Here is a 21,945-nt window from a genome sequence, read left to right on the forward strand (position 1 = left end):
CCTCTGCGCCCTGTCCCCGGCGCGGTATCAGCTTTCTCCGATTGCAGGGTCGTTTCAGCCGGCGGCCAGCCGCGCTCGCACCGCGGCGTAGGGGTAAGCCTCCAGCGCCGCGAAGCCGGGCAGCTGCCGCGCCTTGAGGCGGGTGAGCAGGGGGCTTGTCAGGCCGCACAGAAAGCGCGCCAGCCGGTCGGGCGTGGCGGGGTGGGCGTCGCCGTGCTCGACCAGGCGCTGTCGGAAGGGCTCGCACAGCGCTGCCAAGTCGTGGCACTCCAGCGGTTCGCCCGGTGCGGCCGCGGGCAGCTTGGCCACCTGGCCGCGGCAGGCCGAGCAGTGGCCGCAGCGTTCGGGGGTGCGGTCGTCGCCGAACCATTCGGCTAGCCGACGGGAGAGGCAAGAGTCGGCTTCGAAGAGCGCCAGCATGGCGTGCAGCCGCGCGATCTCGGCGCACTCCTTGTCGCGGAAGTAGCCATGCAGTTCATCGGTCAGCGCCGCCGCGTCGAGGTCGTCGCGCAGCACTGCGTAGACTTCGGTCATCTGCTTGCTTTCCAACATCATCCAGCCCTGGTCGACGAAGTAGTCCAGGGCGGTGAGTACCCGGGCCCGGGCGGTGTCCAGGCCGCGCTCGGCGCCGAGCCGGTCCAGGACCGCGAAGTCGAGGTTGTACCAGGTGCGCGCCTGGCTGGCTGCGTCGAGGATTGCCTGAACGAAGGCGCGCCGTTCGCCCTGGAAGCGGGCGACCAGCGCCTCGGGCTCGATGCCGAGCTTGAAGCGGTAGTCGGCGAAGTAGCTGTAGCGAGGGGCGATGATGCCGCGCAGCTCCAACTGGACGAGCAGCGTCTTGAGCGGCAACGGGCGGATGTCGCTGGCCTGCGAGAGGCGGTTGAGCACCAGCTCCCATTCGCGACCGGCGCTTTGCAGTTCGTCGATCACACGGCGGATACCGTGGGACTCCGGGGTGTCGCCGTAGACGAAGTTCTCGAGCACATGGAGGTGGTCACGGCCGGCCAGCATCAGGCAGTCGGATGGCTGGCCATCACGCCCGGCGCGGCCGATCTCCTGGCTGTAGTTCTCGATCGACTTGGGCAGGTCGAAGTGCACCACATTGCGGATATCGCTCTTGTCGATGCCCATGCCGAAGGCGATGGTGGCGACGATACAGGGCGTCTCGCCCGCCATGAAGGCGCGCTGGATGGCATCGCGGCGCTCGCCGTCGAGCCCGGCATGGTAGGCGGTGGCGGCAAGTCCCGCCTTGTTCAGGTAGGCGGCCAGGCGCTCGGCGGTCTGCTGCTGGGTGACGTAGACGATGGTGGGCTGAGGCGTGTCGGCCGCGAGCCGCGGGCGCAGCCACTCAACCAAGGCGCGCGGGCGCGTCTCGGCCGGCACCGGGGCGACCTCCAGGTACAGGTTGTCGCGGTAGAAACCGGTGGCGGTGACGTCGCTCTCTGCGATATCGAAGCGGTCGCGCATGTCGGCGATCACCTTGGGGGTGGCCGTGGCGGTGAGCAGCAGTACCTGGGGGATGGCGAACTCGCGGCGGTAGTCGGGCAGCTTGAGGTAGTTGGGGCGGAAGTTGTGGCCCCACTCGGAGATGCAGTGCGCCTCGTCCACCACCATCAACGAGATCGGCACGCGGCGGATGAAGGCGCGAAAGCGCTCGTTCTTGAGGCGCTCCACCGAGACCATCAGGATGCGGATCTCACCGCGCGTCACCCCGGCCATCACCGCTGCGGCCTCCTCGCGGCTCTGGCCCGAGTCGAGGCTGGCGGCGGCGATGCCGTGACGGGCGAGAAAGGCCAGCTGGTCCTGCATCAGCGCCAGCAGCGGCGAGATCACCAGCGTCAGGTGGGGCAGGTGCAGGGACGGCAGCTGGTAGCACAGCGACTTGCCCGAGCCGGTGGGGAAGATCGCCGCCGCCGAGCGGCCTTCCACCACTGCCTCGATCACCGGGCGCTGGCCGGGGCGGAAGTCGGGGTAGCCGAAGACCTGCTGTAATGTCTGCTGGATCATGGGATGGCACTCCCTGGCCATGGGGGGAATGGTGAGCCTGCAACGACCCCGCGCATTCTCGCATATCGTCGGCTTCGACGACGGCCCCTTTCCCCGCGGGCATCGCGGGGAGGTGCCCGTCGTGGGCGCGGTCTACTCGGGGCTTCGCCTCGAGGGCGTGCTCACCGGTCGAGTGCAGCGTGACGGCAGCGACGGTACGGGCGAGCTGGTGCGCCTGGTGCGCGACTCGAAATTCGCCGCCCACCTGCAACTGGTGCTGCTGCAGGGCATTGCCCTGGCCGGCTTCAACGTCATCGACGTGCCGCGGCTCGCCGCCGAGCTGGGGCTGCCGGTGCTGGTGGTGGCGCGCCGGGCGCCGCGCCGGGAGGCCATGCGCGACGCACTGCTGAACCACATCGCCGAGGGCGAAGGCAAGTGGGCGTCGATCGAGGCGCTGGGTCCCATGGAGCCGCTGGGCGGGGTCCATGTTCAGCGCTGGGGGCTCGACCGCGAGGAGGCGGCCGAGGTGCTGCGTGCCACGGCCGTCAACGGCGCGATTCCCGAACCGTTGCGCGCCGCGCACTTGATCGCCGGCGCCCTGGCCACCGGGGAGAGCCGCGGTCGGACCTGAGCTGGAGGCGAAGGGGGCCGGCTTTCTACACTGAAACAAGAGACGCAACCCCACGGCTCAGGATTCACGGCTCACACGAGGGTGGCAACCATGACCATTGCCGAGAGAGGTGTCGCGATCGAGCTGGCCGAGGCGACCCTGCAAGGGGATCTGCTGATGCCCGAGGGCGCCAACGGCATCGTGGTCTTTGCCCACGGCAGCGGCAGCAGCCGTTTCAGCCGACGCAACCAGCAGGTGGCCCGCTATCTCAGCGAGCAGGGGCTCGCCACGCTGCTCTTCGACCTGCTCACCCCCGAGGAGAACGTGATCGACGAGCGCACCCGCGAGCTGCGCTTCGACATCCCACTGATCGGGCGGCGCATGACCGGTGCGGTGGACTGGGTGGCCCGTGCCGAGGCGACCCGCGCGCTGCGCATCGGCCTGTTCGGCGCCAGCACCGGGGCAGCTGCCGCGCTGATCGCCGCCGCCGAGTGCCCCGAGAGCGTCGCCGCCGTGGTGTCGCGTGGCGGCCGGCCGGATCTCGCTGGCGAGGCGCTCGCGCGGGTGGCGGCCCCGACGCTACTGCTGGTGGGTGGCCAGGACGGTCCGGTGATCGAGCTCAACGAGCAGGCCCGGGCGCAGATGCACGCCCCCTGCGAGCTCACCATCGTGCCCGGCGCTACCCACCTCTTCGAGGAGCCCGGCAAGCTCGAGGAAGTCCAGGAGCACGCCGCGGGCTTCTTCCTCGATCACCTGTGACTTCTCCATGCCCCTGCGGGCCTTGGTTGGCCGGCTTGGCCGGGGCTCGGTGTCCGTTGTGCCTGGCGTGCATGCCGCTGCGCCCTCTCTCTGGCAAGATAGGCGTTTCAGATGTCAAACCATCAAGGACGCGGCATGGCCCACCTGTTACGTATCGTGATGATCCACGGCCACCTCGAGGGCGTGGTGGAGCTGAGTGTGGACGGCCACACCAACATCTGCGGCACCAACGCCTCGGGCAAGACCACCCTGCAGCGCCTGGTGCCGGTCTTCTACGGCGAGCTGCCCAACCGGGTGGTGCCCAAGACCCGCCTCAAGTTCGATGCCTTCTATCTGCCGCACCGCAACAGCTACTTGGTCTACGAGTATCGTCGCGAGGAGGGTGACGTCTGCCAGGCGGTGCTGACCCGCAAGAGCGAGGGCGGGGTGGAGTACCGCTTCGTGGGTGCGCCCTACAGCCCCGAGGACTATCTGGTGGCGAGCGAGGCCGGTGTCAGCGCCCTGGACTACGCCCAGTGGGCCAACGGCCTGCGCCGCCAGGGAGTCACGGTGTCACCCAAGCTTGGCGCCACCTCGGAATACCGCTCGGTGATCCAGAACGATTTCACCCAGCACCACGGCAACAGCCGCGAGGGGCTGCGTCTGCGCCAGGTCGCCGCCCGCTTCAGCCTGGTCCGTCCCGGGCAGCGCATCCGCCACATGGAGAAACTGGTCTCGGCGGTGCACGCCAAGGAGGGCAAGATGGACACCCTCAAGACCATGCTGGCGGCGATCTTCGAGGAGGACGGCGTCGAGCTGCCGGTGACCCGTATCCGCAACACCAAGGCGCGGGAGTGGATTGCCCGCATGCGCCAGTCCATGCGCCTGGAGCCCTTGCAGCAGTCGCTGACCCGCCTGGAGAGCCTCGACCGCGAGATCGCCGACCTCGAGGCCGCGCTGTGGCAGCTCAGGCCCCAGCTCGAGGCCGACCGCCACCGAGCCGAGCGCAGCCGGACCGACCTCGAGGCGCAGATCAAGTCGCGCCAGCGCGACTTTCAGGCCCGTGAGCAGGCCTACCAGGAGACCCGCGACGCCTTGAACGACCGCGTCAGCGAGCTGGACAGCGAACTGGACAAGACCCGCGATGACCTGGATGACCTGCAGCGTCGCTTCGAGGAGTATGAAGCGGCCGACATGCCGGGCCTCGAACAGGACCTGAAGGCGCTGCCCCAGTGGCGCGAGCAGCAACAACAGCTACGCGACCACCTCGACCTCATGGAGCAGGCGTTCAAGGAGAGCAAGGCCCGGCTGGAGGCGCGCCTGGTGGAGCTGGGCGACCTGCTCGAACAGCGTCGCGACGAGATCCAGGCGCTGATCGACGCCCTGGGCGAGGAGAAGGAGGCGTGCCGCGAGCAGCAGCGCGAGGCGGAAAGCCGCCTGGACGCCGACTACCAGGCTCGCCGCCAGTCGCTGGACGACGACTACCGCAGCCGCCTGGAACAGGGCACCGCCCGGCTCTCCGAGCTCAAGGCCCAGCTCTCCCACAGTGCCCAGACCCCGGAAGAAGCGCGCGAGGCCGAGCAGGTTCAGGCACGCCTCGACCAGGCCCAGAGCGAGCAGAGCGCCGCGGCGGCCACCCTCGAGAGTGTGCGCGGCGAGCTCGACGAGCGTAAGCAGGAGCGGGAGGCCGCCGATCGCGAGCTGGAGCTGGCCCGAGCACAGCGCTCCCGGGCCGAGGCCCATCGCGACGCCCTGCTGCTTCAGCGCGACCCTGCCCAGGGCAGTCTGCGCCAATTCCTGCGCCACCACCGCCCGGGCTGGGAGCAGAGTCTGGGCAAGGTGATCGCCCCAGAGCTGCTCGAGCGTCGTGACCTCGCCCCGCAGTTCAACGACGCCGCCAGCGACGACCTCTATGGCCTGGCGCTGGACCTGGCCGCCATCGCGCTGCCCGACTACGCCCAGGACGAGGTCAGTCTGCTGGCCGAGATCGAGGCCGCCGAGGAGTCGCTGAACGCGGCCCAGGCCGCGGTTCAGGCGGCGGAAAAGGCCCTCAAGGTGCGCCATGAGCGCGTGCAGGAGGCTTCCGCACGTCTCGATCGCGCGCGCAGCGCAAGCCGCCGCGCCGCCGAGGAGGTGGAGTACGCCCTGCAGGCTCGCCGCCAGTGCCAGGAGCGCCAAGCCGCCGCGCAGAAGGCGCGCCAGAGCGCCCGCCGCGAGGCCCTCGAAGAGCAGGAGGCCGTGCAGCAGGCGCTGCGCGACGAGCAGCACCAGGCACTGGAAGCGCTCGCCGAGACCCACCGCGCCCAGCGCCTGGAGCTTACTGCCGACCACCAAGGCCGGCTTTCCAGCTTCGAGCAGCAGATTGCCCAGCACCGCCGCCAGCTCGCCGAACTCAAGGAGGAGAATCGCCGCCAGCGCGAGGAGCTGCAGGCTGCCTTCGATCGCGAGCTGGCAGAACAGGGCGTCGACACGCTGCGCCTTGGCGAGACCCGCTCACGCCTCGAGGCGCTGGGCAAGCGCATTCGCCAGACCGCCGATCGCCAGGATGAGTTGAGGGAGTACCGCCACTTCATGCGCGTAGAGTGGGGCGAGCGCAAGCCGCGCCTGGTGGAGAAGGAAGCCGAGCTCGCCCGTGAACGCCAGGCCGCCGAGCGCGAGCGCGAGCAGCACAAGGCCGACTTCCGCGCGGCCAGCAGCGAGCACCAGGCAGCGATCGGCGAGCTGAAGGGGCGCCGGGATGCCGAGCAGGCACTGGTCGAGACCCTGGCGCCGTTGCTCGACAAGCTCGAGTCCCTGGTGCTGGAGCCGGCGCCCGAGCCCCTCGGTGAGGCGCCGGGCGACGCTGACGAGCGCATCGAGCGGGCTCGCCAGGCGCTGGCGGACCACGCCCGGGGCCTCGACGAGCTGCGCCGCGGCTGCGAGAAGATCGAGGTCGATCTGGTCAAGGGCGCCAGCAGCGACTTTCAGGATGCCCTGGAGGCCGAGCGCGCCAAGCTCGAGGATTCGAGCCCGCGGCGTCTGCTGGCCGTGCTGCGCGACATGCTCCAACTCCTCGAGGGTCAGCAGCAGCAACTGCTGCAGGAGGGCCGCAACCTAAGCGATGACCTCGACAAGTTCTTCACCGTGTTTCGCGACCTCAACCGGCGCATCAGCGCCCAGAGCCGGCGGCTCTCCGACGAGGTGGCCGACGACCTGCGCCTGGAGGGCATCGGCCGCGCCGAGGTGAAGATCCAGTCGACCATCGACGAGCTGGGCTTCTGGGAGCCGCTCAAGCGCTTTGCCCAGTGCTACCGCGAGTGGCGCGAATCCGGTCAGCCGCTGCCCGGCGACGACTATCTCGACGCCCTGGCCGACGTGGTGGAGCTGTTGCGCAGCGACCAGCAGTACAGCTTCGAGAGCCTGCTGCGCCTGGAACTGCACCTCAACGAGGGCGGCACCGACCTGGTGATTCGCAACGACCGCCAGCTGCTGGAGTCCTCCAGCCACGGCATGGCCTACCTGATCCTGTGCAAGTTCCTGCTCGCCTTCACCCGGCTGCTGCGTGGCCAGGCAGAGGTCGCCATCCACTGGCCCATCGACGAGATCGGCACCCTGGCCTACCACAACGTCGAGAAGCTGTTCGATGCCTGCGACAACAACCGCATCCATATCGTCGGTGCCTTCCCCAACCCGGAGTCGGACGTGCTGCTGCTGTTCCACAACCGCTACCTGATCGACCGCGACGAGGCCGACCCTGGCAAGCGTCGTCTCAAGCGTATCGAACCTCGCCTCAGCCGCCTGGCGCAGCGCCTGCAGGCCCGTGCCGAGGAGGCTGCCTCATGATCGAGCGCTCAATGATCGAACAGGGCCCCCTGCTGGAACGCCTGCTAGCCGGCGAGTTCATCTGTGCCATCAGCGACGAGACCGCCTTCCGTCGCCTGCAGGACGACGAGACCCGCGAGCAGCTCGACGCCTACCTGCGCCCGCTCAACCGTCGCCTGGCGACCAACGACGAAGGCAGCGTCTACTTCCTGGCCTGGCGTCAGCTCGACGAGGCTGCCCGCGAGCAGCTCTCGCGCCAGCTGGCGGACACCGTCAATAGCCTGCTGCCGCTGCTGGAGTGGCTGCAGCTGGTGCAGGAGACCCTGGGACGCGACGGCCTGGCCGCCCCCGGCGACGTGCTCAAGCCCGCCGACTTCAGCTCGCGCTGCGAGGACAACCAGGGGCTGCGCGAGCGCCTGGAACGCCTGGCCACCGACCCCTTCTTCGGCTCCCAGAGCGACCAGCTCGACGCCCAGATCAAGCAGGTCTTCAAGCGCTTGAAGGAGCACGGCTACCTGATGCAGCCCCATGCCGATCGGCAGTACTTCGTGGTCACCGCCAAGATCGACTACCTCGTCGACCTGGCGCGCTTCATCCGCGACGAGGAGAATCTGCCCGTCGACGAGGCGGTTCCCAGCAGCCAGGAGAGTCTGCTGTGAGCGGTGACGCCCATGTCCTGGAGAGCCGCCTGATCGGCACCGGTGTCGAGCGCCTGGCACTGCTCGGCAAGCACGCCGAGGCCCTGATGGCCGGCTATGCCCGCGACGAGGTGCCCCTGGAGGGGCTGAGCACCACCGCGCTGAACCGGCTGTTGGCGGCGCGCATCCTGTGGCGGCCCGATGAACAGGGTGGCGTCAAGCTCGCCCCCAAGGTGCGCGAGCTGATCGCCGAGATGCTCGCCGACGAGACCCGCCGCCATGTGAATGCCGACGTCGCCGAGACCCTGGAGCTCCTGCGTAGCCTGGTACAGAGCTACCGCGAGGCGCGCGATGCCGGCGAGTACTGGCGTCAGGAGCAGCAACTGTTGCGCCTGCGTCAGGAGGTGGACGATCTCAACGGCCGCTTCGCCGATGCCATCGACAGCCTGTGGCGACGTCTCAACAGCGACTTCGGTTTCGTCAGCCGCCTGGGCGACAAGATCCGCGAGAACGAGCGCGCCCAGAAGCAGATCGTGCGCCTGCTCGACGGCCTGGCGCTGATCGACTTCGACGAGCTGATCGAGTTGGTGGGCAGCGACGGTGCCCTGCGCAAGCTGCTGGTCAGCGGGCTTCAGCACCAGCTCACCCAGCACTACACCAGCCTGCGCGAGGTGCAGCGGCGGATGATCGAACTGCTGGCGCGCTTCCGCCAGCAGCAGTCGCGCAGCCGTCTGGTAGCCGGGATGGCCGCCTTCCTGCGCGAGCATCCCGATTTCGTGCCCGGCAACTACGCCCGGCGCAGCGAGGTGCCGGCGCTGGTCAACCGCGCCGCGCCGGTGATTGCCGCGGGTGCCGTGGCCCTGGATCACGCCCCCGACGCCCGCGTGCTCACCGAGCTGCTTCACCACTTGCCCAGGCCCGCTCAGCGTCCCGAGCCCGTCACCGCCGCCGGTGCCGCCGCACTGCACGAGGATACCCTGGTGGCCGCTCGCCAGCAGGCGCTGAAGGAGGACGTGGAGCGCTTCTACCTGACGGTGGTGGACCGCGGCGGCGAGTCGGTGAGTGCGCTGGCGTACCTGCAGGAGGGCGAGCTTGAGTGGGGCGAGGAGATATGGCTCTTCCAGGTGATCGCCGAGTACCAGGGCCTACCGAGAGGCGAGCAGCGTGCTTTCCGACTGCGCCAGCAGGAGACCCAGGCGAGCCCCTTCAACCACCTGCGGCTGATCCACGACGTCAGCCTCGAGCTGCAGGCGGAGCCATGAGTCTCTCGCCGCGCGCGCGAAACCTGCTTCGCGATGTCGCCCAATCGCTGCGGCGCGAGCCTCGCATAGAGAAGCGTCGCACCCCGGTGGTGGGGGAGGTCGTCGCCTGGTGTGCGGCGCACGATATCGAACTGGGCGCATGCTTGACCCACGCCCGGCTGCGTTTCGATCGGGACCTGCTGGCCCAGGTCGACGACACCCTGGCCGCCCTGGGGGAGCCAGGCATCAGCATCGAACTGCGCGGCCTGACCAGCGCCGAGCAGGCCCGTCATGGCACCCGCGAGGAGAAGAGCGTGCGTGAGTCGCCGCGCGAGCACCGGGTGCTGGCCAGCCTGCCTGCTGGTGCGCCCCGGACTGGCATCGCGGCACGCGCCCGCGACGTTCTCGATATCGACTGGCGCGATATCAGCCTGGAGACCTTCGATGTGCTGGTGCAGGTCGAGAACCTAGACAGTTTCTACGCCTTCGAGCCGGGGATTCCCGCCTTGAGCCACTGGCCCTGCCCCTTGGTGGCGTATCGCGGCGACAAGCACTATGGCGGCGGTTCCGCCAAGCTGGCCGAGGCGTGGGCGGCGACGGGGAAACCGCAGGTCTATGCGGGGGATTTCGATGCCGAAGGGGTGCGTATCGCCCTCGGCAGCCAGGCGACGCACCTGCTCCTGCCGCCGTTGGAGTGGCTGCAAGCGCACGCCACCGCCGGTCACTTGCCGGCCGGGCAGATGAACGCCCAGGCCGTGCTGCGCCGCTGCTTTGCCGCCCGGCCTGCTGGCCACCCCCTGCCGGCCTACCTGTCGATCCTGGTGGAAGAGCAGCGCGGCTTGAAGCAGCAGTGGTTTGACCATGACCTGATCCTGGTGCCGCTCGGCTGAGAGCCGGGCTTACACCCTTTTCCATGCTGCAAGGAGGATTTCTCATGCACGTCATCATCGATCTCTGCGTGGTGCCGTTGGGCGGCAGCGTCTCGGTTTCCGAGGAGATCGCCGCCTGCCAGCGGGTGATCAAGGCGTCCGGTCTCGCGCACCAGATGCACGCCTACGGCACCAACATCGAAGGCCCTTGGGACGAGGTCATGGCGGTGGTGAAGCGCTGCCACGAGGTGGTGCACGACATGGGCGCGCCGCGCATCACCACCACCCTCAAGCTGGGCACGCGGACCGACCGGGAGCAGTCCATGGCCGACAAGGTAGAAAGCGTGGAGGAGAAGCTGCGCAACCGGTCGTGACCAGCGAATCCCTCGCGAGTGGCAAGCTGTCTTGCTTGGGTGTCAATATTTCGTTACGCCTTGTCAGGGTTTTTCGCCACACCGGCAGGCGGTAAGCAAGCGCGGCGCACGGTGTCACGATTTCTTTACAATAAGGCTGCCCAATGCGGTGTCTGGCGGGTCGGATTACCACCAGGCAGGCATTCCGGTCGAGGCGGGGCCGGCACTAGTCTGGGGGCAAATCGACGCCGTCGCGGCGGCGTCGTCAGCCAGCGTTTCACAACAACAGACCCCTGGAGGCATTCATGAACGCGCCCGCCATCAAAGACAGCGTGCAGCCCATCACCCGCGACAACCCCATCGGCACCGATGGCTTCGAGTTCGTCGAGTACAGCGCGCCCACCGCTGAGGGCATCGAGGAACTGCGTGCGCTCTTCCAGCGTATGGGTTTCACCGAGACCCGTCGGCACCGCTCCAAGCAGGTCACGTTGTTCCAGCAGGAGAACGTCAACTTCGTGCTCAATGCCGAGCCCGACAGTCACGCCGCCGAGTTCGCCCGTGTCCACGGTCCCAGCGCCTGCGCCATGGCCTGGAAGGTGGCCGACGCCCGGCAGGCCTTCGACTACGCCGTGGCCCACGGCGCCGAGCCGGTGGACAACCCGGTCGGCCCCGGCGAGGTGGGCATCCCGGCGGTGCGGGGCATCGGTGGCTCGCTGCTCTACTTTGTCGACGAGCAGGTCGACGACGCCGGCCGTACCATCTACGACATCGACTTCGAGGCGATTCCTGGCCGTTCGCCCCGCGACAACAGCGTGGGCCTCAAGGTGCTCGACCACTTGACCCACAACGTCGACCGCGGCCGCATGGATCCCTGGGCGGATTTCTACACCGAGATCGCCAACTTCCGCGAGAATCGCTACTTCGACATCAAGGGCAAGAAGACCGGCCTGCATTCCCGCGCCATGACCGCGCCCTGCGGCAAGATGCACATCCCGATCAACGAGTCCGCGGACGATACCTCGCAGATCGCCGAATTCCTGCGTGAGTACAACGGCGAGGGCATCCAGCACCTGGCCATGGCCACCGACGATATCTACGCGACGGTGCGGGCGCTGCGGGCCAACGGCGTGACCTTCCTCTCCACCCCGGACACCTACTACGAGAAGGTGAACCAGCGGGTGCCCAACCACGCAGAGAACGTCGAGGACTTGCGCGAGCTCAGCCTGCTCATCGACGGCGGCCCGGACGAGGGCGTGCTGCTGCAGATCTTCACCGAGACGGTGATCGGCCCGATCTTCTTCGAGATCATCCAGCGCAAGGGCAACGACGGCTTCGGCGAGGGCAACTTCAAGGCGCTGTTCGAATCGATCGAGGAGGATCAGATTCGCCGCGGCGTCCTCAAGGACGACTGAGCGTATCGCCCCCGCTTCTCGGCGGGGGCTTTTGTCCACCGTCAGGATGCATCACTGATTAGGTGGTAAATAATGACAAATACCATTGCAATACCCGAATAGAGCCGTGCATATTGCTGCATCGGCACATAACAACGATTCCCTGGTGACGTAATGACGACTCCCCAACAACCTCGCGCCCAGTGGCTCGGCCGCTGGGGCTTCGTGCTGGCGGCCACCGGCTCCGCCGTCGGCCTGGGCAATATCTGGAAGTTCCCCTATATCACCGGCGAGCACGGCGGTGGCGCCTTCGTACTGATCTACCTGGCGTGCATCCTGGCGGTGGGCGTGCCGGTGATGATGACCGAGATCGCCTTTGGCCGGCGTGGCCGCGGCAGCCCCATCGACGCAGTGCGCCGGGTGGTCACCGAATCGGGGCGTTCCTCGCTCTGGTCGCTGCTGGGCTGGATGGCGATGCTCGCTGGCTTCATGATCCTGTCGTTCTACGTGGTGGTGGCCGGCTGGTCCTTCGCCTACCTGTGGAAGGCCGTGAGCGGCGGGCTGGCCGGCGCCAGCGTCGACGACATGGCGGCCATCTTCGCCGCCAACAACGCGAACCCGCTGAATCTGGGCTTCTGGAGCACCCTGGTGACGCTGGCCACCATGCTGATCGTCGGCAAGGGGGTGCAGGCCGGCATCGAGAAGAGCGTGCGCTGGATGATGCCGGGCCTGGTGGTCATGCTGGTGATCCTGATCGGCTATGGGATGTTCTCCGGCGGTTTCATCGACGCACTGCGCTTTTTGTTCGTCTTCGATGCAGGGAGCCTCTCCAGCGACGGCATGCTCGCCGCCCTTGGCCACGCCTTCTTCACTCTGTCGCTGGCCTCGGGGGCGATCCTCACCTACGGCAGCTACCTGCCGGCGCGGGCGTCGATCGCCCGTACCACCGTCACGGTGGCCATCGCCGATACCCTGGTGGCGCTGATGGCGGGGCTGGCCATCTTCCCGGTGATCTTCGCCAATGGCATGAGCCCTGAAGGGGGCCCGGGGCTGCTCTTCATGAGCTTGCCGCTGGCCTTCCAGGCGATGCCGCTGGGCGGGCTCTTCGCCATCCTCTTCTTCGTCATGCTCTCCATGGCGGCGCTCACCTCGGCGATCTCCATGGTCGAGGCCACCGTCTCCTGGCTGGTCGACAACAAGGCCGTCTCGCGGCGCACCGCGGCCTGGGGCACCGGTATCGTGCTGTGGCTGGTGAGCACCCTGGCGATGCTCTCGTTCAACGTCGGTGCCGACTGGACGCTCGCCGGCCGCCACTTCTTCGACTGGCTCGACTACCTCACCTCGCGCTGGATGATGCCGCTGGGCGGGCTGGGCATGGTGCTGCTGGCCGGTTTCGTGCTCAACAGCGCGACCTTCCGCGACGAGCTGGGCCTCTCGCCGCGCTGGCACGCGCTGTGGCTCTTCATGGTGCGCTACGTGAGCCCGCTCGGCATCCTGGTGATCTTCGTCGATGCGCTGGGCATCGCCCGCATCGAGTTCGGCGCCCACTGGCCGTGGCTCGCGGCGGTGCTGGTAGCGATCAGCGTGATCGGTGAACTGGCGAGCCCCAGGCTGCGTCGCACCCTGGCCGGTTGATGCGTGCCGCTCTCTGGTCCCCCTCGCCCCCGCCCGTGTGCGGGGGCGAGGCCTTTTGGGGCCCGCAAGGGGCACAATATCAGCGGAATGCCGGTCCCTGGCGCCCGAACTCGCGCTGCCAGCGGCTGAGTAGGGCCTGACGCTTGAGATCGTCGAGGGTGGCGAGCAGGCCCGGCCCCAGGGCGATGGGGCGCAGGGCGTCGCCCAGCTCGCTACGCAAGGCGGCAGCAGTGCCCGGCCCGTCGAGCACCGGATGGACGGCACCGAGCTCGGTATGCTCGGCGATCGTGCGCTGGCCGGCCTCGCCGATCAGGTAGTCGAGGAAGAGGGCCGCCGCCTCGGGATGCGGTGCCTGGCGCGGGATGAATGCCAGACGCTGGGTGACCAGGGCATAGTCCTCGGGCACCACCACGGCCAGCTCGGGGAGGGCGGCCACGGCGTCGCGCACGTAGCTACCTAACAGGTTGTAGCCTACCAGGTAGCGCCCTTCCGCCAGCCCCTCGAGCATCTCGCCGGTGGTGTCGGCCAGCGCCGCGCGGGCCTGGCCCAGAGCGGCGATCAGGTCCCAGTAGCGCGGCGAGATGCGCGACTCCTCGATGGCGTAGGTATAGCCCGCCCCGCTGCGTGCCGGGTCGTAGGTGACCACGCGCCCGGCCAGAGCGCGCGGGTGGGTCGCGAGGTGCTCGAGCAGGTCGCCGTGACTTTCGAGCGCGCCGAAACGCTCGGTGAAGTCGCGGTGCACCACCATGACGATGGGCTCGAAGGTGAAGGCGAAAAGCTCGTTGCGCCAGCGCGCCCAGGCGGGCCAGGCGCGGGCTGTGTCGCTGTCCAGCGGCTGGGCGTGGCCATCGTTGGCCAGGAGGTACTGCCACGGCATGGCCGAGGAGAGCACCACGTCGGCGGCGTCGGGTGTTTCCAGGAAGCGCTGATGCAGTTCGAGTGTGGTCAGGTTGCGATAGGTGATGTCGAGATGCGGGTGTCGACGGTGGAACGCCTCGAGCAGCGGGCGCGCCTGGGGCAGGTCCAGGGCGGCGTGGACGACCAGCGGCTGGAACGGGCCAGCGTCAGGGGCGGCGGGCAGGTGCAGTGACTCCTCGCCGCTGGCCGCGAGGCTCCACAGGGCGAGGCAGAGTGCGCCGGTCCAGCGCCGCAGGGCGTGCAGGCTCATGAGGCCTCCCGGGGAAAGGTCAGCGAGACGACCAGGCCACGGTTGTGTTCGCCACTGGCCAACTGCAGCCGGGCGCCGTGCGCGCGAGCGATGCCGTCGACGATGGCCAGGCCCAGACCGGAACCGTCGCCGTCGTCATGGCCGCGGTGGAAGGGGCGCAGTACCAGCAGGCGGCGGGCTTCGGGAATCCCCGGGCCGTCGTCCTCCACCGCCAGGGTGGGCGGGTTGGCGCGGGTGCGTACAGTGATGTGCCGGGCGCCGTAGCGGCGTGCGTTGTCGATCAGGTTGCCCAGTGCCTCGCCAAGTTGCCACTCGACGCCGCGCACGCGAACGCCGGTGGCGTCGCTCTCCACGCCCAGGTCGACGCCGTCGCGGTGACAGCTGGTCCAGTGCTCGCGCACCGCCTGGCGCGCTACCTCGGCGAGATCGAGCTCGATGAGTTCCGGCGTGTATTCGGGGTTGTCCAGCCGGGTCAGCGAAAGCAGCTGCATGGCCAGCCGGGCGGTGCGTGCGCTGGTGGCCTGCATGGCGACCAGCGCGTCGCGCCACCGGGTCGGCTCGTCGTGGCGCAGGGCCAGCTCGGCGCGGGCCGAGAGGCCGGCCAGCGGGGTGCGCAACTGGTGGGAGGCATCGCCGATGAAGCGTTCCTGATTGGCGCGCACGCGGCGCATGCGCGCCAGCAACTCGTTGAGGGTCTCGCGCAGTTCGGCCAGTTCGCGGGGCAGCGGCAGGTCGAGCGGAGCCAGGGTGCGCGGGTCGCGGGCGCGGATGGCACGCCGCAGGCGGGTCAGCGGCGCCAGGGCCGCGCGGAGGGCGGTCAGCAGCACCACCACGGCGAGTGCCGCCATGGCCAGGATGTAGGCGAGATTGGCGCGCAGCAGTTCACTTGCGAGGGCGTCGCGCCCCTCCCGGCTGTGGGCGACGCGGATCTCGAAGGGCTCGCTCAAGCGCCAGTCCTCCAGCTGCGAGCGGCGCACCCCCTGGCGCAGCGCCAGCTCCTGCCACGCGATGTCGCGGTAGAGCAGGGTGTCGCCGCCCGCGCTGTCTGCCCGGGGGTCGCCGGGCAGCTCGGCGTTGCCGGTAACGCGGCGACCCTCGCGATCGACCAGGCTGTAGAAGACGCGCTCCTCGGCGTCGGTGGCGAGCATCTCCAGTGCTGCCGGGGGCAGGTCGAGCCACAGGCGCTCGTCCTGCCACTGCACCTGCTCGGCGATGGCCAGGCTGGCGGCTTCGAGCAGCCGGTCGAAGGCGCGATCGGCGGTGCGTCGTGCCTCCAGCCAGGCCTGTACCACCATCAGCCCGCCCAGGGCCAGCAGCGGCACCAGCAGCCAGGTGAGCAGTCGGCGGTAGAGGCTGTCGCCGCGCGTCACACGCCCTCCAGCAAGTAGCCGAGGCCGCGTACGGTGCGCAGCGCCACGCCGCTGTCGGCGAGGCGCTTGCGCAGCCGGTGCACGTAGACCTCGATGGCGTTGGCGCCCATGGGCTCGCCCTGGAAGGCCTCATCGGCCAGGCGCGCCTTGTCCACCGGCTCGCCGGCGTGGTGCATCAGGCAGGCCAGCAGGCGCTGCTCGCGGGGTGGCAGGGCCAGCGTCTCGCCGTCGAGGGTGAAGCGCTGGGCCAGGCCGTCGAAGGCCAGGGGACCCACCTGCAGCGCCTGACTCCTTCCGCGGCGCCGCAGCAGGGCGCGCACCCGGGCTTCCAGCTCGTCCAGGGCGAAGGGCTTGGCCAGGTAGTCGTCGGCGCCCAGGTCGAGCCCGCGCACGCGATCCTGCACGGCACCGCGGGCGGTGAGGATCAGCACCGGGGTGTCGCGGTCGTGTTCGCGCAGCGTCTCGAGCACCTCGAGACCGCTGGCGCCGGGCAGGTTGAGATCGAGCAGCACCAGGTCGTGGCCGTGTTCGGAAACGGTGAGCCGTGCCCGGGCCGTGTCGCCCTCGGGCAGGTGCGTCACCGCGTAGCCGGTGAGCGTCAGGGCGTCCACCAGCGTCTCGGCCAGCAGCCGGTCGTCTTCCACCAGCAGCAAGTTCATGGCGCGGCCTCCGCGGTACGTGCCTCGCCCGGACGGGTGGCCAGCGCTTGCTCGGCGGTGGCCAGGGCGACACTGGCCTGCTCGGCAACCAGGCGCCCGGCCGGGCCGGAGAGCGCCAGCCAGCGCGGCGGTTCGCCGGGCGGTGTGGCCAGGCGCTGCACGACCATGCGGCCACCGGGCAAGTCGGGACAGGGATTCTCGTCGTCGCGCAGCGGCCAGCGGCTGCCGGGGCGCAGGTCGTGGCGCAGCGAAGTCTCGGGCAGGGCGGCCAGACGGACCTCGACCCGGCCGCCCTGGGCCTCCAGCAGGGCCGCGGTCTCGCCGGTGTCCGCGGCCAGGCCTTCGAGCAGTGGTTGTACCCGGGCGGCCAGGTGGAGGCTGGGCGGGTGGCGGCGAGCCAGGCGCAGCGGCGTGGGGCCGAGCTGCCAGCGGCCGTCGGCGGCGCGTTGCACATAGCCGAAGCGGGCCAGTGAGCCGAGCAGGCGCAGCAGGGTGCTCTTGTAAAAGCCGGTGACCTGGGCCAGTTCGGCCAGGCTGAAGGCCTCCTGGGGGGAGTCGAAGGTCTCGAGCACCGTCAGTGCCCGTTCCACGGCTTCGACGCGGTCCTGTGCCATGAGTGTCGTGCCTCTGGTAGCGTGAGGGGCAGCGTTGAACTTTCGTCGCAATTCATGCGCAAAGCGTTGACGCCGCCCTGGCAGACGCCTAGCTTTTCATCCTGAAGAACGTTGTTCTGCCTTACAGAATTGTAAGCCAGCTGACAGCGTCCTGCAAGCCACGAGTCACTGTCCGACAGGAGGACAACAACAATGTCCACGAGAACGCCACTCAAACTGATCGCCATCGCCGCCCTGACCGTCAGTGCCGGTACTGCCGCCGCCTTCGAACCCCAAGGCAAGGTGGAGTGCCTGGCCCCCGCTGATCCGGGCGGTGGCTGGGATTTCACCTGCCGCAGTGTCGGCAAGGTGATGGAGGATCTGGATATCGTTCCGCGCAGCGTGCAGACCATCAACATGGCCGGTGCCGGTGGCGGGGTAGCCTTCGGTCATACCGTCAGCAAGCGAGCCGGCGATGAGCAGTTGCTGGTGGCGGCGTCCACCGCGACCACCACACGACTGGCCCAGGGGCAGTTCCCCAACATGAACGCCGACATGGTCAACTGGATCGGGGCGCTGGGTGCCGACTACGGCATCATCGCCGTGTCGGTGGATTCCGAGTACGAAGATCTCAATGAACTGATGGATGCCCTCAAGGAAGACCCGCGCAGCGTCAAGTTCGCCGGCGGTAGTGCCAAGGGGGGCTGGGACCACCTCAAGGTGCTGATCGCCGCCCAGGCCGCCGATGTCGAGAACCTGCCGCGCATACCCTACCTGTCGTACAACAACGGTGGGGAGGCACTGACCCAGGTGATCGGGGGGCACGTGGACGCCTTCACCGGTGACATCACCGAGGCCCAGGGCTTCATGGAATCCGGTGACCTCAAGGTGCTTGCCGTGCTGTCCGAGGAGCGCCTGCCCGGTGAGTTCGAGGATATTCCCACCGCCATGGAGCAGGGTATCGACGCGCTCGGCCCCAACTGGCGCGGCTTCTACATGCCGGCGGAGATCTCCGACGACGCTCGCGACTACTGGGTCAATGCCATGGATACGATCTATGAGAGCGAGGAGTGGAAGAACGTCATGAAGCAGAACGGCCTGATGCCGTTCCACATGAGTGCCGGTGAGTTCGAATCCTTCGTCAAGGACCAGATCACCGAGATCGAAACCCTCTCCAAGGACATCGGGCTGATCCAGTGATGACCTTCAACGACCGCATCTTCGGGATTCTGATGATCGTCCTGGCCGTCGCGTACGGCTGGGGCACCACTCAGTTCCCGGAACCCTTCGGCGGGACCGAGGCTGTCGGTCCCGAGACCTTTCCCCGCCTGCTGGCCGTGGTGCTGGCACTCTCCAGTCTCTACATGGTCGTACGGCCGGATCCGGATAACGCCTGGCCGTGGAGCCGCACCGGCATCGAGTTGATCGTTGCCGTGGTGGTGCTGGTGCTCTATGCGGCGCTGTTGCAGCCGCTGGGCTTCATCATCAGCACCACCCTCGCCGTGGGCACCCTGTGCTGGCGCATGGGCTCCGCCCCGGTGCGAGCCTTCGTCACCGGCGCGGCGTCGGGCGTGGTGGTTTTCCTGCTCTTCAACTTCGCCCTCGACCTGGCGTTGCCGCTGGGCCTGCTCTCGTTCCTGGAGGTGAGCTGATGGAGACCCTTGGCTTCCTGATCGACGGCTTCGGGGTGGCGCTCGCCCCGCACAACCTGATGTTCGGCCTGCTGGGTGCCTTCCTGGGCACCCTGATTGGTGCCCTGCCGGGGCTCGGCCCGGCCAACGGCGTGGCCATCCTGATCCCGCTGGCCTTTACCCTGGGACTGGCCCCGGAGACCGCGATGATCATGCTCACCGCGGTCTATGCCGGCGCCATGTACGGCGGGCGCATCTCGTCGATCCTGTTGAACATTCCCGGCGACGAGCCGGCGATGATGACCTGCCTCGACGGCTATCCCATGGCCCAGCAGGGCAAGGCCTCCGAGGCCCTGGCGATCTCCGCCGTGGCCTCCTTCATCGGCAGCTTGGTCGCCACCATCGGCTTGATCCTGCTGGCGCCGCTGCTCGCCGACTTCGCCTTGACCTTCGGCCCGGCCGAGTACTTCGCGCTCTTCCTGCTGGCCTTCGCCACCCTCGGCGGTATCACCGGCAAGAACCCCATGAAGACCGTGGTGGCTGCCGCCATCGGGTTGATGATCGCCACCGTGGGCATCGACTCCACCGGTGTGCAGCGCTACACCTTCGGGACCCTGGAGCTCTACGAGGGCGTGGACTTCATCATCGCCATCGTCGGGCTGTTCGCCATCTCCGAACTGCTGTTCTTCATCGAGGAGAAGGCCGGCGGCGGCAAGGCGAAGATGGCCGTCAACAAGCTCACGCTCACCTGGAAGGACATCCGCAACATCCTGCCTTCCAGCTTCCGGGGCGGTGTGCTGGGCTTCATCGCCGGCGTGCTCCCCGGTGCTGGGGCCTCGCTGGGCAGCTTCATCGGCTATACCCTCGAGAAGAAGGTGGTCGGCAAGAAGGGCTACTTCGGTAAAGGCGACCCGCGCGGCGTGGCCGGCCCCGAGGCCGGCAACAACGGCGCCTCGAGCGGGGCTCTGGTGCCCATGCTGACCCTGGGCGTGCCGGGCAGCGGCACCACCGCGGTGCTGCTGGCGCTGCTGATCTCGCTCAACATTACTCCCGGACCGCTGATGTTCACCCAGAACGCCGACATCGTCTGGGGCGTGATCGCCGCGCTGCTGATCGGCAACTTCCTGCTGCTGATACTCAACATCCCGCTGGTGGGCATCTTCGTCAAGCTGCTCTCGGTGCCGCCGATGTACCTGCTGCCGGTGGTGACCATGATCGCCTTCGTGGGTATCTACTCGATCAGCAACACCACCTTCGATCTCTACTTCATGGTGGCCTTCGGCGTGGCCGGGTACATCTTCCGCAAGTTGGAGATCCCGCTGGTGCCGATCATCCTCGGCCTGCTGCTGGGGCCGGAGATGGAGAAGAACCTGCGCCATGCCATGGACATCTCCGACGGCGACTGGACCATCCTGTGGGACAGCGGCCTGGCCATCGGCCTGTGGGTGTTCGCCGGCCTGGGGCTGATCCTGCCCTATATCGTCGGGCCGATCCTGCGTCGGCGGATGCGCGCCAGCATGGGCTCCGGCAGTCCTGAGAGCGACTGAGTCGCCACTCCATCCACCAACCGCAGCGGGGCGCCGAGGGATCGGCGCCCCGTTGTCATTAATGGGGCGGTTCGCCAGGCCGGTGCAGGGGAGGCACAGCGGTGGTGCAGCCTGGTGGTGCGTCGGGCCTGGCTCGCCAGGCGTGCCTGCACAGGTACGGTGCATCGTGATGGGTAGCCAGGTTTTGAAAGCTTCGCAGTGCATTGAAAAAACAGGTTAAAACCGTTTTTTGATGCGAGTGGCGCGGTCGTTGCTACGGATTGTGTGCCCTGTGATGTGCCGCCCGGTTATTCCGGGTGGCGCGTCGACACCACAACAAGTCCTTCATCGACAGGACGCAAGGAGGTTCAAGTGACCACTCTCCCGCGCAAGACACACCCCTCACGCTGGTTCGCGGCTTCCCTGCTCAGCATGGCGGTCGCGACCCCGGCGCTGGCCCAGGACGATGACCCCATCAAGGTGGGGATCCTGCACTCCCTCTCCGGCACCATGGCGATCAGCGAGACGGTGCTCAAGGACACCGTGGAGATGCTGATCGAGCAGCAGAACGCGGCCGGCGGCCTGCTGGGCCGCGAGCTCGAGCCGGTGGTGGTCGACCCCGCTTCCGACTGGCCGCTGTTCGCCGAGAAAGCGCGCGAGTTGCTCGCCCAGGAGGAGGTCGACGTCATCTTCGGCAACTGGACCTCGGTGTCGCGCAAGTCGGTGCTGCCGGTGGTCGAGGAGCTCAACGGCCTGCTCTTCTATCCGGTGCAGTACGAGGGGGAGGAGTCCTCCGAGAACGTCTTCTACACCGGCGCGGCGCCCAACCAGCAGGCGATCCCCGCCGTCAACTACCTGCATGATCAGGTCGGCGTTGAGCGCTGGGTGCTGGCCGGCACCGACTACGTCTACCCGCGTACTACCAACAAGATCCTCGAGTCCTACCTCCAGGACGAGTTCGGTGTCGCCGAAGACGACATCATGGTCAACTACACGCCGTTCGGCCATTCGGACTGGCAGAACATCGTCTCCGAGATCAAGGCGTTCGGCAGCCAGGGCAAGAAGACCGCCGTGGTCTCGACCATCAACGGCGACGCCAACGTGCCGTTCTACCGCGAGCTCGGCAACCAGGGGATCGACGCCGCCGATATCCCGGTGGTGGCCTTCTCGGTGGGCGAGCAGGAGCTCACCGGCATCGACACCGCGCCCCTGGTGGGTCACCTGGCGGCCTGGAACTATTTCATGAGCGTCGATACCGACGCCAACTACGACTTCATCGACGCCTGGATCGAGCACACTGGTGACGAGATGGCGGTCACCAACGACCCAATGGAGGCCCACTATATCGGCTTCAACATGTGGACCGAAGCGGTGCGCAAGGCCGGCACCACCGAGGTCGACGCGGTCAAGGACGCCATCATCGGCGTCTCGGTGCCCAATCTCTCCGGCGGCTATGCGGCCATGATGCCCAATCACCACATCACCAAACCGGTGCTGATCGGCGAGATCCAGGACAACGGCCAGTTCTCCATCGTCTGGGAGACGCCCTCCACCGTGGCGGGTGACGCCTGGTCCGACTACCTGGAAGGCTCCAGGGACCTGATCAGCGATTGGCGAGCGCCCATGGAGTGCGGCAACTACAACGTGGTGCGCGGCAGCTGCGGCGGCAGCCAGGCCGAGGAAGAGGCGCCCGAAGAATAAGCCCCGCCGAGGTCCCACCGGGCCGACGAGTCGGC

General features: G+C 68.1%; 18 protein-coding genes. 13 read left to right on the forward strand and 5 right to left on the reverse strand.

The window, feature by feature from the left end; all coding sequences use genetic code 11:
• Window positions 1-54: 54 nt before the first annotated feature.
• On the reverse strand, window positions 55-2,007 hold the full coding sequence (locus FEF15_RS01820; RefSeq protein ID WP_163557385.1) for an ATP-dependent DNA helicase RecQ: 1,953 nt from the start codon (window positions 2,005-2,007) through the stop codon (window positions 55-57).
• Between the two features lie 28 nt (window positions 2,008-2,035).
• Here FEF15_RS01820 and FEF15_RS01825 point away from each other — a divergent pair, with 28 nt between their 5' ends.
• From FEF15_RS01825 to FEF15_RS01865, 9 genes are all read left to right on the forward strand, one after another.
• Complete coding sequence (locus tag FEF15_RS01825; RefSeq protein ID WP_163557651.1) at window positions 2,036-2,617, forward strand: DUF99 family protein; 582 nt, start codon at window positions 2,036-2,038, stop codon at window positions 2,615-2,617.
• A gap of 90 nt (window positions 2,618-2,707) precedes the next feature.
• Window positions 2,708-3,355 (forward strand): alpha/beta family hydrolase, encoded by a 648-nt coding sequence (locus FEF15_RS01830; protein WP_163557386.1) that lies wholly within the window; start codon window positions 2,708-2,710, stop codon window positions 3,353-3,355.
• Window positions 3,356-3,490: 135 nt separating this feature from the next.
• Complete coding sequence (locus tag FEF15_RS01835) at window positions 3,491-7,156, forward strand: ATP-binding protein (protein WP_163557387.1); 3,666 nt, start codon at window positions 3,491-3,493, stop codon at window positions 7,154-7,156.
• Window positions 7,157-7,167: 11 nt separating this feature from the next.
• The gene (locus FEF15_RS01840; protein WP_163557653.1) at window positions 7,168-7,794 is read left to right on the forward strand and encodes a hypothetical protein; all 627 of its coding nucleotides are present in this window, start codon (window positions 7,168-7,170) and stop codon (window positions 7,792-7,794) included.
• The gene (locus FEF15_RS01845) at window positions 7,791-9,035 is read left to right on the forward strand and encodes a hypothetical protein (RefSeq protein ID WP_163557388.1); all 1,245 of its coding nucleotides are present in this window, start codon (window positions 7,791-7,793) and stop codon (window positions 9,033-9,035) included. The genes FEF15_RS01840 and FEF15_RS01845 overlap by 4 nt, the downstream gene beginning before the upstream one ends.
• The gene (locus FEF15_RS01850; RefSeq protein ID WP_163557389.1) at window positions 9,032-9,904 is read left to right on the forward strand and encodes a hypothetical protein; all 873 of its coding nucleotides are present in this window, start codon (window positions 9,032-9,034) and stop codon (window positions 9,902-9,904) included. Before FEF15_RS01845 ends, FEF15_RS01850 begins: the two co-directional genes overlap by 4 nt.
• A gap of 44 nt (window positions 9,905-9,948) precedes the next feature.
• The gene (locus tag FEF15_RS01855; protein WP_163557390.1) at window positions 9,949-10,257 is read left to right on the forward strand and encodes an MTH1187 family thiamine-binding protein; all 309 of its coding nucleotides are present in this window, start codon (window positions 9,949-9,951) and stop codon (window positions 10,255-10,257) included.
• A gap of 284 nt (window positions 10,258-10,541) precedes the next feature.
• A complete protein-coding gene (hppD, locus tag FEF15_RS01860) occupies window positions 10,542-11,648 on the forward strand; it encodes a 4-hydroxyphenylpyruvate dioxygenase (RefSeq protein ID WP_163557391.1) in 1,107 nt (368 codons plus the stop codon).
• A 153-nt stretch (window positions 11,649-11,801) separates the two neighbouring features.
• Window positions 11,802-13,262: a sodium-dependent transporter gene (locus FEF15_RS01865; protein WP_163557392.1), complete on the forward strand. Its 1,461-nt coding sequence runs from the start codon at window positions 11,802-11,804 to the stop codon at window positions 13,260-13,262.
• A 79-nt stretch (window positions 13,263-13,341) separates the two neighbouring features.
• Here FEF15_RS01865 and FEF15_RS01870 read toward each other — a convergent pair whose 3' ends face one another.
• From FEF15_RS01870 to FEF15_RS01885, 4 genes are read right to left on the reverse strand one after another with little or no spacing between them, the layout of a single operon-like run.
• Window positions 13,342-14,430 (reverse strand): ABC transporter substrate-binding protein, encoded by a 1,089-nt coding sequence (locus FEF15_RS01870; protein WP_163557393.1) that lies wholly within the window; start codon window positions 14,428-14,430, stop codon window positions 13,342-13,344.
• Window positions 14,427-15,800 carry a sensor histidine kinase gene (locus tag FEF15_RS01875; RefSeq protein WP_163557394.1) on the reverse strand — a complete coding sequence of 458 codons (1,374 nt, stop codon included), beginning with the start codon at window positions 15,798-15,800 and terminating at the stop codon, window positions 14,427-14,429. Before FEF15_RS01875 ends, FEF15_RS01870 begins: the two co-directional genes overlap by 4 nt.
• The gene (locus tag FEF15_RS01880) at window positions 15,797-16,459 is read right to left on the reverse strand and encodes a response regulator transcription factor (protein ID WP_163557395.1); all 663 of its coding nucleotides are present in this window, start codon (window positions 16,457-16,459) and stop codon (window positions 15,797-15,799) included. The genes FEF15_RS01875 and FEF15_RS01880 overlap by 4 nt, the downstream gene beginning before the upstream one ends.
• Window positions 16,456-17,073 carry a helix-turn-helix domain-containing protein gene (locus tag FEF15_RS01885; RefSeq protein WP_163557396.1) on the reverse strand — a complete coding sequence of 206 codons (618 nt, stop codon included), beginning with the start codon at window positions 17,071-17,073 and terminating at the stop codon, window positions 16,456-16,458. Before FEF15_RS01885 ends, FEF15_RS01880 begins: the two co-directional genes overlap by 4 nt.
• Window positions 17,074-17,265: 192 nt before the next feature.
• Between FEF15_RS01885 and FEF15_RS01890 the strand changes: the two genes are divergently transcribed.
• The 4 genes from FEF15_RS01890 (at window position 17,266) to urtA (ending at window position 21,910) form a co-directional block, all read left to right on the forward strand.
• Complete coding sequence (locus FEF15_RS01890; protein ID WP_163557397.1) at window positions 17,266-18,252, forward strand: tripartite tricarboxylate transporter substrate-binding protein; 987 nt, start codon at window positions 17,266-17,268, stop codon at window positions 18,250-18,252.
• Window positions 18,252-18,704 (forward strand): tripartite tricarboxylate transporter TctB family protein, encoded by a 453-nt coding sequence (locus tag FEF15_RS01895; RefSeq protein WP_163557398.1) that lies wholly within the window; start codon window positions 18,252-18,254, stop codon window positions 18,702-18,704. The genes FEF15_RS01890 and FEF15_RS01895 overlap by 1 nt, the downstream gene beginning before the upstream one ends.
• Window positions 18,704-20,230, forward strand: a complete 1,527-nt coding sequence (locus tag FEF15_RS01900) for a tripartite tricarboxylate transporter permease (RefSeq protein ID WP_163557399.1) — start codon at window positions 18,704-18,706, stop codon at window positions 20,228-20,230. Before FEF15_RS01895 ends, FEF15_RS01900 begins: the two co-directional genes overlap by 1 nt.
• A gap of 411 nt (window positions 20,231-20,641) precedes the next feature.
• Complete coding sequence (gene urtA / locus FEF15_RS01905) at window positions 20,642-21,910, forward strand: urea ABC transporter substrate-binding protein (protein ID WP_240454052.1); 1,269 nt, start codon at window positions 20,642-20,644, stop codon at window positions 21,908-21,910.
• Window positions 21,911-21,945: the final 35 nt, after the last annotated feature.

It is taken from the genome of Halomonas sp. NO4 (assembly GCF_010994375.1).
Taxonomy (GTDB): Bacteria; Pseudomonadota; Gammaproteobacteria; order Pseudomonadales; family Halomonadaceae; genus Halomonas.

Coding starts and splice junctions, on each gene's coding strand:
- FEF15_RS01870 (WP_163557393.1), bottom strand. CDS start 14,430: ATGAGCCTGCACGCCCTGCGGCGCTGGACCGGCGCACTCTGCCTCGCC.
- urtA (WP_240454052.1), top strand. CDS start 20,642: ATGGCGGTCGCGACCCCGGCGCTGGCCCAGGACGATGACCCCATCAAG.
- FEF15_RS01895 (WP_163557398.1), top strand. CDS start 18,252: ATGACCTTCAACGACCGCATCTTCGGGATTCTGATGATCGTCCTGGCC.
- FEF15_RS01825 (WP_163557651.1), top strand. CDS start 2,036: ATGGTGAGCCTGCAACGACCCCGCGCATTCTCGCATATCGTCGGCTTC.
- FEF15_RS01880 (WP_163557395.1), bottom strand. CDS start 16,459: ATGAACTTGCTGCTGGTGGAAGACGACCGGCTGCTGGCCGAGACGCTG.
- FEF15_RS01865 (WP_163557392.1), top strand. CDS start 11,802: ATGACGACTCCCCAACAACCTCGCGCCCAGTGGCTCGGCCGCTGGGGC.
- FEF15_RS01830 (WP_163557386.1), top strand. CDS start 2,708: ATGACCATTGCCGAGAGAGGTGTCGCGATCGAGCTGGCCGAGGCGACC.
- FEF15_RS01835 (WP_163557387.1), top strand. CDS start 3,491: ATGGCCCACCTGTTACGTATCGTGATGATCCACGGCCACCTCGAGGGC.
- FEF15_RS01820 (WP_163557385.1), bottom strand. CDS start 2,007: ATGATCCAGCAGACATTACAGCAGGTCTTCGGCTACCCCGACTTCCGC.
- FEF15_RS01900 (WP_163557399.1), top strand. CDS start 18,704: ATGGAGACCCTTGGCTTCCTGATCGACGGCTTCGGGGTGGCGCTCGCC.
- FEF15_RS01885 (WP_163557396.1), bottom strand. CDS start 17,073: ATGGCACAGGACCGCGTCGAAGCCGTGGAACGGGCACTGACGGTGCTC.
- FEF15_RS01855 (WP_163557390.1), top strand. CDS start 9,949: ATGCACGTCATCATCGATCTCTGCGTGGTGCCGTTGGGCGGCAGCGTC.
- FEF15_RS01850 (WP_163557389.1), top strand. CDS start 9,032: ATGAGTCTCTCGCCGCGCGCGCGAAACCTGCTTCGCGATGTCGCCCAA.
- hppD (WP_163557391.1), top strand. CDS start 10,542: ATGAACGCGCCCGCCATCAAAGACAGCGTGCAGCCCATCACCCGCGAC.
- FEF15_RS01840 (WP_163557653.1), top strand. CDS start 7,168: ATGATCGAACAGGGCCCCCTGCTGGAACGCCTGCTAGCCGGCGAGTTC.
- FEF15_RS01890 (WP_163557397.1), top strand. CDS start 17,266: ATGTCCACGAGAACGCCACTCAAACTGATCGCCATCGCCGCCCTGACC.